This is a genomic window from Chryseobacterium pennae (genome assembly GCF_003385515.1).
Taxonomy (GTDB): domain Bacteria; phylum Bacteroidota; class Bacteroidia; order Flavobacteriales; family Weeksellaceae; genus Chryseobacterium; species Chryseobacterium pennae.
In genome coordinates, this window is the sequence record NZ_QNVT01000005.1 from 76,475 (window position 1) to 88,981 (window position 12,507).

Annotated in this window: 13 protein-coding genes; 7 read left to right on the forward strand and 6 right to left on the reverse strand. The window is 36.3% G+C overall.

Annotated elements, in window-relative coordinates; all coding sequences use genetic code 11:
- The first annotated feature begins 3 nt into the window (after positions 1-3).
- The 7 genes from DRF65_RS07230 (at position 4) to DRF65_RS07260 (ending at position 7,070) form a co-directional block, all read left to right on the forward strand.
- Positions 4-1,026, forward strand: coding sequence for a lysylphosphatidylglycerol synthase transmembrane domain-containing protein (locus DRF65_RS07230; RefSeq protein ID WP_115970092.1), 1,023 nt, complete (start codon positions 4-6; stop codon positions 1,024-1,026).
- A gap of 186 nt (positions 1,027-1,212) precedes the next feature.
- On the forward strand, positions 1,213-1,788 hold the full coding sequence (locus DRF65_RS07235) for a TerD family protein (RefSeq protein WP_115970093.1): 576 nt from the start codon (positions 1,213-1,215) through the stop codon (positions 1,786-1,788).
- A gap of 25 nt (positions 1,789-1,813) precedes the next feature.
- Positions 1,814-2,488 (forward strand): TerD family protein, encoded by a 675-nt coding sequence (locus tag DRF65_RS07240; protein ID WP_115970094.1) that lies wholly within the window; start codon positions 1,814-1,816, stop codon positions 2,486-2,488.
- 81 nt (positions 2,489-2,569) lie between these two features.
- On the forward strand, positions 2,570-3,208 hold the full coding sequence (locus DRF65_RS07245; RefSeq protein WP_115970095.1) for a vWA domain-containing protein: 639 nt from the start codon (positions 2,570-2,572) through the stop codon (positions 3,206-3,208).
- A gap of 18 nt (positions 3,209-3,226) precedes the next feature.
- Positions 3,227-4,270, forward strand: coding sequence for a TerY-C metal binding domain-containing protein (locus tag DRF65_RS07250; protein WP_115970096.1), 1,044 nt, complete (start codon positions 3,227-3,229; stop codon positions 4,268-4,270).
- A 12-nt stretch (positions 4,271-4,282) separates the two neighbouring features.
- Positions 4,283-5,551, forward strand: coding sequence for a PP2C family serine/threonine-protein phosphatase (locus tag DRF65_RS07255; RefSeq protein ID WP_115970097.1), 1,269 nt, complete (start codon positions 4,283-4,285; stop codon positions 5,549-5,551).
- Positions 5,552-5,558: 7 nt separating this feature from the next.
- Positions 5,559-7,070: a helix-hairpin-helix domain-containing protein gene (locus DRF65_RS07260; RefSeq protein ID WP_115970098.1), complete on the forward strand. Its 1,512-nt coding sequence runs from the start codon at positions 5,559-5,561 to the stop codon at positions 7,068-7,070.
- 270 nt (positions 7,071-7,340) lie between these two features.
- On the opposite strand, the gene DRF65_RS07265 is transcribed toward DRF65_RS07260, so the two are convergent.
- The 6 genes from DRF65_RS07265 to DRF65_RS07290 form a co-directional block, all read right to left on the reverse strand.
- Positions 7,341-7,781, reverse strand: a complete 441-nt coding sequence (locus DRF65_RS07265; RefSeq protein ID WP_115970099.1) for a GNAT family N-acetyltransferase — start codon at positions 7,779-7,781, stop codon at positions 7,341-7,343.
- 53 nt (positions 7,782-7,834) lie between these two features.
- Positions 7,835-8,593 carry a hypothetical protein gene (locus tag DRF65_RS07270; protein WP_115970100.1) on the reverse strand — a complete coding sequence of 253 codons (759 nt, stop codon included), beginning with the start codon at positions 8,591-8,593 and terminating at the stop codon, positions 7,835-7,837.
- Positions 8,594-8,664: 71 nt separating this feature from the next.
- Positions 8,665-9,213 carry a hypothetical protein gene (locus DRF65_RS07275; protein WP_115970101.1) on the reverse strand — a complete coding sequence of 183 codons (549 nt, stop codon included), beginning with the start codon at positions 9,211-9,213 and terminating at the stop codon, positions 8,665-8,667.
- 118 nt (positions 9,214-9,331) lie between these two features.
- Positions 9,332-10,531: a tyrosine--tRNA ligase gene (tyrS, locus tag DRF65_RS07280; RefSeq protein WP_115970102.1), complete on the reverse strand. Its 1,200-nt coding sequence runs from the start codon at positions 10,529-10,531 to the stop codon at positions 9,332-9,334.
- 203 nt (positions 10,532-10,734) lie between these two features.
- Positions 10,735-11,445, reverse strand: coding sequence for a LytR/AlgR family response regulator transcription factor (locus DRF65_RS07285; protein ID WP_115970229.1), 711 nt, complete (start codon positions 11,443-11,445; stop codon positions 10,735-10,737).
- A gap of 5 nt (positions 11,446-11,450) precedes the next feature.
- On the reverse strand, positions 11,451-12,485 hold the full coding sequence (locus DRF65_RS07290; protein ID WP_115970103.1) for a sensor histidine kinase: 1,035 nt from the start codon (positions 12,483-12,485) through the stop codon (positions 11,451-11,453).
- Positions 12,486-12,507: the final 22 nt, after the last annotated feature.

Below are 12,507 nucleotides of genomic sequence, written 5' to 3' on the forward strand. Positions count from 1 at the left end.
TTCATGGAGAAAACATCAAAAAATCCTTTAAAATCAGTACTTACAATAGTAATATCGCTTGCTTTTGCAGGCTTTTTTTTATGGCTTGCTTTAAAAGGTCTTGATTTTAAAGTGATTCAGCAATCATTAGCTAAGGCCAATTATCTTTGGGTATTGTTTGCCTCTGTATTTGGTCTTCTGGCTTATTGGTTCAGGGCAATCCGTTGGAATCTGATGCTGGAGCCGATGGGGCATAGTATTTCTAATTCCAATTCGCTTTGGTCTATTTCATTTGGATATTTAATGAACCTTACTATTCCCAGAAGTGGAGAACTGGCAAGAGCTACCGCACTATATGGAGTAGAAAAAGTTCCTGTGGACAAATCCTTTGGAACGATCATCCTGGAAAGGGTAGTGGATCTTATATGTATGCTTGGTTTTTTAGGGCTGACATTATTATTTAAATATGACGCAATTCTGTCATTTTATGAAAACTCAGGAGTACATATTAATCCAAATAAGATACTGCTTGTTCTTTCTGTATTAATCGGAGGTACAGTTGTGTTTTTTGCCTTTAAAAAGAGACTGGCGAATGTTCCGTTTCTGGGTAAGATCGTTAATTTTATTGACGGTATTTTTCAGGGACTGATGACCATTTTTAAATTAAAACAAAAAGGAAAGTTTGTTTTATATACTCTGGGAATCTGGATCTCCTATTATTTCGCCGCTTACCTGGTATGTTTTGCATTGCCCGAAACTTCAGCGTTTACCTTTGCAGACGGTTTCTTTATTATTGTTGTGGGAACAATGGGAATGATTATTCCTGCCAGTGGTGGGATCGGAGCCTATAATCTGGCTATGAAATATGGTTTTATGGCTCTTTTTATCTCAGTAGGGAAGAGTGCAGATCTTGGAGGTGAAATGGGACTTACCTATTCTTTTATTTCTTTGCCGCTTCAGATTGTGATTATGCTTGTAATGGGACTTATTTCTATTCCTATGCTGGCAAAAGCCAGAAATAAAGCAGCTTCAGAGAAGGAGTTTTAAAAAATAATTCAATAATTATACGATATAAAGGTTCAGTTTTTTAATTGAACCTTTTTTGTTGCCGTTAATTTAAACGGGAAAATTAGACTTAATTGCTTTATATCCATTATTTTTAGTAAATAAATTTGGTCAATTCGTAAATCAAATCTATCTTAATGGAAAAAATAATTCATAATATAAAATACTATGGCAATTAATCTACAGAAAGGACAAAAGATCGAGATCGGGCTGACAAAAATGACGATAGGACTTGGTTGGGATCCTAATGAAGGGACAGGCTATGACTTCGATCTTGATGCATCCGCAATCATGATTGATTCTGACAGAAAATTAGTAAGCGAGGAATATTTTGTTTTTTATAATAATCTGACTTCGCCGGATGGAGCTCTTACCCACACCGGAGATGATCCAAGCGGAAAAAACAGTGATGGGGATGATGATGAGGCTATTGTTATTGACCTTGATAAAGTAGATTCAAGAGTAGAAGAGATCCTCTTTGTTGTTACTATTGAAGATTTTGAAAGAAGAAAACAGAACTTCGGACAGGTAAGAAATTCATACATCAGAGTGGTAGACAACAGCTCCAATCAGGAGATTGCAAAATATGAGCTGGATGAAGACTTCTCTATTGAAACGGGTGTTGAATTCGGAAGACTGTATAAGAGAAACGGAAGCTGGAAATTCGAAGCTTCAGGAATAGGATACAGAGCAGATCTTGGATTCTTCCTTGAAAAATATTATAAGGGACAGATCATCAAATAAACATTAAATACACAAAACGATAGCTATGGCAATTAATTTACAGAAAGGTCAAACGATTGATTTAAGAAAAAACGACCGTGGAGAAAGTGTTTATGACCTTTCAAAGGTAACGATCGGTTTAGGATGGGATGTAAGGAAGCAAGGAGGATTCTTTGGAAAACTTTTTAATAAAGAAGCGGAATATGATCTTGATGCAGTAGCATTTCTTTTAGATGGTAACGGAAAGGTTGCTAATCTGGGGAGAACGGTTCAGACGAATGACGGAAGACAAATGGGAATGTATCAGGGAGACGTGATTTTCTTTAATTCTATGCAGCATCCAAGCGGAAATGTATGGTTGACAGGAGATAACAGAACCGGTGCCGGAGATGGGGATGATGAGCAGATCATTGTGAAATTGGACCAGCTGGATCAAAGTTACCAAAAAATTGTATTTCTGGTTACCATTTATCAGGGAAGAACCAATAACCAGCATTTCGGAATGATTGAAAATGCATTTATCCGTGCTGTGGATGCTACAGGTAAAGAAATTACGAAATACAGCCTTTCCGGAGATTCGAGTATGAACGGAATGTGTGCGATGGTTTTTGCTGAAGCATACCGTCATAATGGAGACTGGAAGTTCCGTGCCGTGGGAGAACCTCACAATACGGATAACTTTATTGATATTCTGAGACAGCAGTATTCGTATTCAAACTAGATTGTAAATTTCTATTCAACATAAAAGCCGGCTGGGAAGTCTTCGACTTCCTCCGCCGGCTTCAGAATTAATAACCGCCTTATGAACAGAAGATTATTAGCCTATTTTTTACTGGATACTTCCGGTTCCATGAATGGAGAGCCTATCCAGGCACTGAATAACGGTTTCAACGGCCTTATCAGTATGCTCCGCACAGATCCACAAGCGATGGACAGCCTTCATTTAAGCGTTATTACCTTTGATAGAGAGGTTAAAAATATCATTCCCTTAACTGCTTTATCCAATTTTTATCCCATGGAGATTACCTGTCCGGATAGTGGGCCAACGCATACAGGAGCGGCTTTAGAAATGGTTGCAGAACTTGTTCAGAAGGATCTGGTAAAAGGATCTGGTGATGAAAAAGGAGACTGGCAGCCGTTACTTTTTATATTTACGGATGGTAAACCTTCTGATATTCAGAAATACAGACAGATGATTCCTGTACTTAGAGGGCTGGAATTTGGAGCCATTGTAGGATGTGCAGCTGGTCCTAAAGCGGATGAACAGTATCTTAAGGAGCTCACAGATCATGTTGTAAAGCTGGATACTACAGATGCCATAACGCTCTCTTCCTTTTTCAGATGGGTGAGTTCTTCTATTACTCAGAGCGGACATTCGCAGAATACAACAGATCACATAACATTGCCTCCGCCACCATCGGAGCTTACTATTATTATTTAAAAAATTGTCTTTACAGGTATGAGAAGGCTACCCATTTATTTTTTGATCGATGTCTCCGAATCTATGGTAGGAGACCCGATTGAACAGGTGCAGGAAGGAATTTCCAATATCGTCAGGGAACTGAAGAAGGATCCGTATTCATTGGAAACGGTTTATATTTCAGTGGTAGGCTTTGCCGGAGAGGCTGAAGTGATTACACCGCTTCAGGATATAATCAGTTTTTATCCACCCAAAATTCCGATTGGAAGCGGAACTTCATTATCCCAGGGTTTAATAAAAATCATGGATTGTATTGATAAGGAGGTTATAAAAACGACGTATGACCGTAAAGGAGACTGGAAACCTATTGTTTTTCTGTTTACAGACGGTGTTCCTACGGATGATGCTACTAAGGCCATCGAAAGATGGAAGAGTAAGTATAACGGAAAGGCTAATACCATTGCGGTTTCCATAGGAGAGAATACCAATTATAAACTTCTGGGCTCGCTGGCAGATAATGTTTTACTGTTCAATAATACAGATGAAAATTCCTATAAAGAATTTTTCAAATGGGTAACTGATTCTATTAAAACTACAAGCCAAAGTGTTACTGAGGCAAAGAAAGAGGGAATTAACCTGTCTAAAATAGACTCTGTCATCCTTGAAAAGGTAGATCCACAGATGGAACAGCGTTTTCCGGATAATAATTTTGTGGTTCTGAATGGCAAATGTTCAGAGACGGATAAACTCTATCTGATGAAATTTAAAAAAACATTCGGTGAATCAAGTATTCCAGGGATGTCAACCAGATATTATAAACTGGAAGGAGCCTACAAAATTGATGAAAAATCTTATTACAGGCTGTCTTCTGCCCAAAGGAGTAATCTGAAAATTTCAATAGAAGAACTTCAGGGGGGAACTTCCTGTCCTCAATGTGCTAATCCTATTGCTCTGGCAACCTGCTCATGTGGTGGAATTCATTGCCTGCAGGGAGAAGGATATAATAAATGCCCTTGGTGCGGTACTTCCGATTATTACGGATATTCCGGAGGAGGATTTGATATCAACAGAACTTTAGGTTAAATTATTTAGGCCATGAAAATACCTTCATTTTATTTTGGGATTGGGGAAAAACCTATGGAAAAAGGAATTATCTATAAAGAAAAAGAAGAATTTAAAGAAATTCACTGGGTATTAAAAAATGCTAATGCAGGAAAGTTTTATGAATTCAGTTTTGAAATAGAAGATTTTCCGAATATAAAGATTAAAACCATCACGAATTTAGAAGTAACCGGGCTTATGTTTGAAAATAACAGAATTTCAGGAACTCCGATGTCCAATAATCTTTATCATCTGGATATTGAATTTTTCCATATTGAGGATAAGGAGAATACTGAGATTAAAAGAGTTCAGCTACTGGTTAATATTGATCCCAAAGACTTATGGAAAAATGTTCCTGCTGACAAGGAAGCTGATTTTTATAAAGAAGATGAGGCTTCATTTCAGGGAAGATTTTCAGATAAAAAAATTGTTGTGGTTTCTAAAAGAGGCCGTTCTCATGCCCATGAAGGAAAATTCAGAGAGGATGATTTTGCTGTGAATGAGCTTCCTTCAGACTGGAATATTGTTTCCGTTTCTGATGGTGCAGGCTCTGCTACCATGGCAAGAGAAGGTTCAAGGCTGGCAACAATTTCTGTCAATGAGTTTTTCAGTTCTCCGGAAGTTTTAAATGAAATTGAAAATAATATCGAGATCATTTATACCTCAGATAATTCAGAAAAAGAGCAGGATGGAGCCAAAGAACATGTAATAAGACGTCTTTATGAAGGTGTTTTATATGTACATCATGCTTTGGAGAAAACAGCTTCTGAAAATAATCTTTCCATGAATGATCTGCATACCACTCTTATTTTTGCTTTGGTTAAGAAGTTCAGTTTTGGATATGTTATTTTGAATTTTGGAGTAGGAGACTGTCCCATCAGTCTTGTCAATACTGATTTTTCAGAGATAAAGCTTTTAAATACCATGGATGTCGGTGAGTTCAGTGGGGGTACCCGTTTTATGACCATGAAGGAAATTTTCAACGATCATATTGTTTCCCGTTTCAGGATAAGCTGTGTGGAGGATTTTTCATATCTGGTACTTATGACAGATGGGATTTATGATCCTAAATTCCTTACCGAAAACAAGCTGGAAGATACAGAAAGCTGGAAAACATTTTTTAACGATCTTAATGGTGTTAACGACGATCTTGCTAAAGTAAACTTTATCAATGATACCGAAATTGCACAACAACTTCTCCACTGGACTGATTTCTGGAGCCGCGGAAACCATGACGACCGTACACTGGCCATAATTTATTAAATTCAATATGAAAAAGACCATCAGGGTTGTCTCCATTCTGGATGCAGCCAAATCCTATGAATATGTAGATGAAAAACCGATTCAGGGAGGAGTAAAAGATGTTTACTTTTCGCCGGACAGAGAATATGTAGTTGCATTTTACAGAAATCCACTGGATGAAGGGCAGAAAGAAAGAATTATGAGAATTGTTTCCACCTATCTGCAAAACATTCAGAACGGTAATTCTGCAGAATACTTTTTAAACGAAATATTCAGATGGCCATATGATATTGTGGAAAAAGACAGGCTGACAGGAATTATTGTTCCTGTTTATCATCAAAAATTCTTTTTTGCTAAAGGGTATGTAGGTTCTGATACTATTCAGAGTGAAGATAAAGTCGGAAAGTGGTTTACGGCTCCGATGTTCAGAAACCCACAGTATCCATTAAGGCTTGATCAGTCTGAATTAGGGGATTGGCTGAGTTATTTTCAGATTGCTATTAACATCAGTAGGGGAGTGAAAAAACTTCATCAGATGGGATTAGCACATTCAGACCTTTCCTATAATAATATCCTGGTAGATCCGGTGACGAAATCTGCATGTATTATTGATATTGATGGCCTTGTTGTTCCCAAATTATTTCCACCGGAAGTCATTGGAACAGCTGATTTTATAGCGCCTGAAGTTTTAAAAACCCAACATCTTAGCCTTAAGGATCCCAATAGGTACCTGCCCGATCAAAAAACTGATCTTCATGCTCTTGCAGTGCTGATCTATATGTACCTGTTGAGAAGACACCCTCTCCGTGGTGGGAAGATCTGGGATCTGGATTCTGAAAAGGATGAAATGATATCTATGGGTGAAAAAGCCCTGTTTGTGGAACATCCTAATGATCCTTCCAATCATGTAAGAACTGAACATCTTAGAAAATGGGATGCCTTTTGGGGTGATCCGCAAAAAATTCCCTATACTATAACAGGTCCGTACCTTGCGGATTTATTCAGAAAAACTTTTATTGAGGGATTACATGATCCAATCAGACGTCCCACTGCTAATGAATGGGAAACTGCTTTACTGAAAACTGTAGACCTGATACAGCCTTGCCGGAATTCCGACTGTACAGAGAAATGGTATGTCTTTGATAATACCAGCAATCCGAAATGCCCTTTCTGTGGAACTCCACACCAGGGAACGCTTCCGGTTCTGGATCTGTATTTTAAGTTTGATGATGAGGTTTGGAAACCTGAAAACCACAGATTGATGGTATATCATAACCAATATTTATTTAAATGGCATGTGTCCAGAAAGGTGATCAGAAATGAAAACCTCACCATGCAGGACAAAATGCCTGTAGGATATTTTACCTTTCATCAGGGAAAATGGGTATTGGTAAATCAAAGTTTACCAGGAATGAAGGATATTACAGAACAGAAAGAAATTCTGCCTGGATCTATGGTAGAACTCACTGATGGGAAAAAAATACTGTTGTCTGCAGAAGAGGGAGGAAGACTGATTTATGTGACAATGGCGAATCATTAGATAGAGATAGGCTGGAAGCTGGAAGAGTGAAGTTGGAAGTATAGCAGTAAAAAAAATAGAATGAAAGTATTTAAATTCAATAGAAATGTACTTTAGCCTGATTTTTTATATTCTATCCAAATCCAATGGCTTTGACCAAAACTTATATTTTTTATACTCTCGCAGATTTTTTGATCATCGTTCATGTGATCAAAAAAACTGCTCAATCTGCCTAATCAGTGAGAGGCTATTTTTGTGATTATTCGTGTAAAGTATTTGTGTTATTCGTGTTTAATCCGGTGTAAACTCCATGAAGAAAGAATATTCATCTTCACTTACTGTTTTGAATCCCATGCTTAAATAAAGGTTTTGAGCCTTATTGGTTTTTAAAACACTTAAAGAAGCTGTTTTTCCAGTTGCAGAAGCTTCCTCCAGAATATCATTCAGGATCATTCTTCCTAGTCCTTTGCCTTGTTGGCTGGGATCAATCTGAAGCTGTAGGATATCGATATTTGTATTTTTTCGGTCTATTTTTAAAAGCCCAATGGGTTGATGATCCAGAAAAATAATATTTGCTTTATCAAACTGATCAAGAATCCGGTTGAGAGTCGTTTCGCGGTCTGTAGGAAGATTGGATTCTGCATAATGCGGAACCATGGTTTTCGTCCTTAGATCAAGAAGATAATCAATATCGTTTTCTGTTGCTTTTTGGTAGGTAAGTGGAGTTTTCATAGGTTTTTTGAATTCGAATTTCAGGCCATATTTCCCCTGTTGAGAGAAAAGAATTAATAAATATCTACAATAATAACCCTTGGATTTTTTTGTAGATCAATCATTGATCTTATTCTGATGGCTTGTTTTAAGAAGGTGTAGGCATGATAAACGGCCTGGATGAAATCCTGTCTGTCATCAGGAAAAAATACATTTATAAGAAATTTCATCTGATCTTCAATTGCTTCAGATAAAAGTAAGTTTTGCTGGTTTTCTAATCGTATTGTTTCAATGATGCTTTCTTCCTCTTCTGTTAACACATCATCATAATCATATAATTTACTTTCAATAATTCTTTTGGTCATCAGAATCAGAAAATCATTGAAGTGTAAAAAATCTTCGGATTGTATATTGGCACTGAAATACTTTCCCCTTATTCTGGCAATAGGAAAATAATCAACATAATTTTCATAGAGATAAGCATAAGCTTTGCCCGCATTAAGTGTATCAAGCTCATAGAGTCGAGTGATTCCTAAATAATCGTACAGGGTTTTAAGATATGCTTCTCTTGTTTCTAAAGAATCATGGGCAAATAACGGATATATTTGACTTCTAAAGAAATGGATGATTTCATAAAAGTCATTGGGAGGCATCATATTAATATCATTTCTGATATATTCCAGAATCCTGTTGAAGGTTATGCTACCATTTTCTTTCTCTTCAATATAATTTTTAAATGTAATGGTGTGATAGATTCTATGCTGGAGGTCCTCATAAAGATTCCTTGCAGCTTTTATACCGTCAAACATATAGATCGAAATATTTCTTTTCATATACAAGTTTGTTGTACTATTAATTCCTGACTTTAATGATAAATAAACCTGTTTGCTGACAGTTGTTTTATTTAATCAAATGTAATCTTTCTTTGCTGAAGATAGGCTTCATTAATATTTTCTTTTTCAAGATGATCCGGATACATTGTGATTTTTATAAACTCTTCATCCTGGTAAAGACCTCCTAAAAATAACTCATTTCCTATTATTTTAACCTGAATGGTAAGGGCATTGATAAGAATTTCTTCATCCTTTAAGGTTCGGATGTTAAAAATAAAAAGCCTTTGGTAATGAGTGTCCTTATACTTAATGATCAGATAGTTTTCATAAAAATACAAAATACCATCCCGAAATGTTGGTTGTCCCAGAGTATTGATGGGTGGTTTCCAGGTAATGACTTTCTTTTCTCTTAGTCTGATATGAACCTTTTCTTTTCCTGCTTCATTACATTGCCACCATGCAATAATTCCTTCATTATTGATAGCTGTCTGATGTGGGGATACCGAATTTTCCGTACCTGAAGGATCTGTCCATACAATTTTGTGCTCACTGAGCTCCGTTTTAATGTTGTCAGTGAACAATTCTTCATCAATCAGGGTAAGGATTTCAGCCTGCGTCATTGCTTTTTGTTTCTAGGGACGAAGATATTGATTTAATTGGATTTGGAAATAAAAGTTGACCTTAAGCAGGAAAGGAATACCGGAAATTGTATAGTATTCCGGCTTCCAATCCATATTTTTAAGCCAGTTCAAAAAAACATCTTCTGCCGATCTTTATTTTAGTTTCTTTTACAAGTTCAATTTCTTCATCTGGTTCTATCATTTTAACTGTGTTGATCTGAACTCCGCCACTTTGTATCAGTCTTCGGACGGCAGATTTGCTGAGGTCATTTTTTAACTGATGACAAAGCTCAAGGACAGTCGTTTTATGCTGAATATGAGTTAACGTATTGATAGGAACAGGTTCAAAACTTTTCTCTTCAAAATTCTTATTCTGAAACTGGTTATTGAAGAACAATTCAGCGTTTTCAGCAGATTCATCATCATGGTATTGACTGATAATATTTTTGGCAACCCGTTTTTTGATGTTCATTGGGTTTTCCCCATTTTCCATTTTTAATTTCAAGTTGGTCTTCTCTTCCATTGAAAAATCGGTGGTAAGATCAAGAAATTCTTCAATGAGAGCATCCGGAATAGACATGGTTTTTCCAAACATTTCATTCGGTTCATCAGTCAGGCCGATGATGTTGTTTAAAGACTTGCTCATTTTTTCCTTTCCGTCAAGACCTTTCAATAAAGGCATGCACATTACGATTTGGGCTGGCATCTGATGAACTTCCTGCAGTTGTCTTCCCATTGTACAGTTGAAAAGCTGATCTGTTCCACCCATTTCAATGTCACATTCAATTTTTACAGAATCAAACCCCTGTAGAATGGGGTATACCAGTTCATGCATGGCAATGGGTGTATTTTCTGTAAACCTTTTGTTAAAGTCATTTCTGTGCATCAGCTGTGCAACTGTTACTTTTGATAACAGCTGAATAACCTCTGAAAAATTTAATGCATCAAGCCAGTCAGAATTGAAAACAATCTTTGTTTTTTCAACAGCAATAATTTTAGATAACTGGTTGATATAAGTTTGTGCATTATGCTGAACATCTTCAGCGCTTAAAGGTTTTCTTGCCTTATTTTTTCCGGTTGGATCACCAATTCTAGCTGTAAAACTACCAACCACAATAATAATCTGGTGACCCATGTCCTGGAACTGCTTCAGTTTTTTAAGAACAACGGCATGCCCGAGATGCAAATCAGGAGCAGTAGGATCAAAGCCCAGTTTAATGGAAAGTTTTCTGTTTTCTTCTTTTGCCTGTTTTAATTTCTCTTCCAATCCGTTTTCCGGGAGGATGATAGAGACATTTTCTTGTAATGTATTGATCATGTTGAAATATTTTAAATGAAAAAAGCCCGGACAGTACTGTCCGGGCTCTATATGTTAATTAGATTATTTAATTTAGATTACAGATATAGAAAGTCTTCCCGAACGATAGCTCGGAGTGTAATATTCACTGAAGAATGGAAGACGTAATATGCTGTTTAAGTGTTTCACTTTACAAATATAATATTTTTTACCGGAATAATTATTTAGTTTAGCCGTTCTAAAAGTTGTTTGCGATAAGTTGTGCCGATAGGAATAACAGTGTCATTCATTAAATAAAGCCTGTTCCCGGTAATTTTTTTTATTTGATCTAATGCTACTATATAAGATTTATGGATACGGATGAATTTTAAAATATCCAGCTTTTGCTCAATCTCATTGGTTGTTATTGGAGATAAAAGAAAATGTCCATCGGTAAATACTTTTACATAATTTCCCCAGCTTTGTATATATTCAATCTTATCAGTAGTAATCCGTATATAATCTCCATCAACTTTTAAAGTTAACCATTCAATGGGAGAAAGTGGTTGCTCTTGGGTAGGAAGGAAACCAATTGGTTTGAATCTGGAAATAGCTTTGTCTATCGCGGATAAAAAATTGGATAGAGAGATTGGTTTGATCAGATAGTCTACCACTTGATATTTATAGCTTTCAAGGGCAAATTCACTATATGCAGTTGTAAGGATTACTAATGGCGGATGATTCATGGCAGCCAGCATTTCCATCCCTGTAAGACCCGGCATATTGATATCCAAAAATATCAGATCTATAGGATTTTTGTATAAGTAATCCATGGCGTCTTTTGCATTAAAAAAACTACCACAAAGGTTCAGACTTTGTAATCCGTTCAGGTGATGTTCAATAACAAGATGGGCTCCGTCTTCATCATCTACAATAATACAGTTTAGAGGATTCATGAGATTCATAAGGCATTTAATTGAATAGTTAAAATGGTTCTGTATTCTGAATCTAGCTGATAGATTTCAAAAGTATAATGTTCAGAGTATAAAAGGTCCAGACGTTTACGGATATTGCTGAGCCCCATTCCCAGTGATTCTTTTTTTATAGGTGTTTCCGGGAGAGAATTTGAAATATCAACCTTGAACTCATTGGCGTTAACTTCAAAATGAAGTTTGACAAACCATTCGTTAAGGGAGCCTGCACTATGTTTAAAGGCATTTTCAACCAGTGTTATTAATAGCAAAGGTGCTATTTGATAATGGGAAATAGATTCTTTATCATTGGGGAGATTCAGTGTTATTTTACAGCGCTTACCACTTCTTTCTTTTTCTATATTAACGTAAGTTTTAATGTATTCCAGTTCTTCTTTTATGCTTACAGCAGCATTGTTTCCCTTTTCAAGAGGATAACGCATGAGATTGGAAAGTTGAAGAATTAATTCCGGAATTCTTTCTGGATGAGTTAAACTAACCCCATACAGATTGTTAAACATATTAAAAAAGAAATGGGGATTTAATTGATAGTGAAGAAGCTTAGTATTCATTTCATTAAGAAGTAGCTGATCTCGGGTTCTTTTTTCCAATGCTTGATAATATTGCCTGATCAAAGCCAGAAAAATGATGAAAATACTGCTGATAACACAGGTTGATACATAGTATATAATGAACTTGATTGTTTTCCGTTCGCCATGATGATAAGTTTGATTAGGCCAATATCTGTTCAGGCCTGAGAATACCAATACTACAAGCAATAGATAAGCAATAGTTATGGACCCAAACTGAACATATTTTTTATTGATAAGTGACGGTAACGCGATATATTGATATAGCTGGGCCTGCAAATAAACGACGATAAAAAATAGGACAGGACTAAAGAAATATCCGAAAGTATTTGAAGCAATCCATTGATGAAGAACTGTCAGGAATAATACTGTCACAAAGAAAACGACCTCGAAGGATATTTTTTCTATGGGCCAGTTTGCATTTTTTTTCATCATTTTTTATTTACAAAGCTCTTCA

Excerpts from the sequence above, each read along its gene's own strand:
- DRF65_RS07230 (WP_115970092.1), top strand. The coding sequence starts at position 4 with ATGGAGAAAACATCAAAAAATCCTTTAAAATCAGTACTTACAATAGTA.
- DRF65_RS07235 (WP_115970093.1), top strand. The coding sequence starts at position 1,213 with ATGGCAATTAATCTACAGAAAGGACAAAAGATCGAGATCGGGCTGACA.
- DRF65_RS07240 (WP_115970094.1), top strand. The coding sequence starts at position 1,814 with ATGGCAATTAATTTACAGAAAGGTCAAACGATTGATTTAAGAAAAAAC.
- DRF65_RS07245 (WP_115970095.1), top strand. The coding sequence starts at position 2,570 with ATGAACAGAAGATTATTAGCCTATTTTTTACTGGATACTTCCGGTTCC.
- DRF65_RS07250 (WP_115970096.1), top strand. The coding sequence starts at position 3,227 with ATGAGAAGGCTACCCATTTATTTTTTGATCGATGTCTCCGAATCTATG.
- DRF65_RS07255 (WP_115970097.1), top strand. The coding sequence starts at position 4,283 with ATGAAAATACCTTCATTTTATTTTGGGATTGGGGAAAAACCTATGGAA.
- DRF65_RS07260 (WP_115970098.1), top strand. The coding sequence starts at position 5,559 with ATGAAAAAGACCATCAGGGTTGTCTCCATTCTGGATGCAGCCAAATCC.
- DRF65_RS07265 (WP_115970099.1), bottom strand. The coding sequence starts at position 7,781 with ATGAAAACTCCACTTACCTACCAAAAAGCAACAGAAAACGATATTGAT.
- DRF65_RS07270 (WP_115970100.1), bottom strand. The coding sequence starts at position 8,593 with ATGAAAAGAAATATTTCGATCTATATGTTTGACGGTATAAAAGCTGCA.
- DRF65_RS07275 (WP_115970101.1), bottom strand. The coding sequence starts at position 9,213 with ATGACGCAGGCTGAAATCCTTACCCTGATTGATGAAGAATTGTTCACT.
- tyrS (WP_115970102.1), bottom strand. The coding sequence starts at position 10,531 with ATGATCAATACATTACAAGAAAATGTCTCTATCATCCTCCCGGAAAAC.
- DRF65_RS07285 (WP_115970229.1), bottom strand. The coding sequence starts at position 11,445 with ATGAATCCTCTAAACTGTATTATTGTAGATGATGAAGACGGAGCCCAT.
- DRF65_RS07290 (WP_115970103.1), bottom strand. The coding sequence starts at position 12,485 with ATGATGAAAAAAAATGCAAACTGGCCCATAGAAAAAATATCCTTCGAG.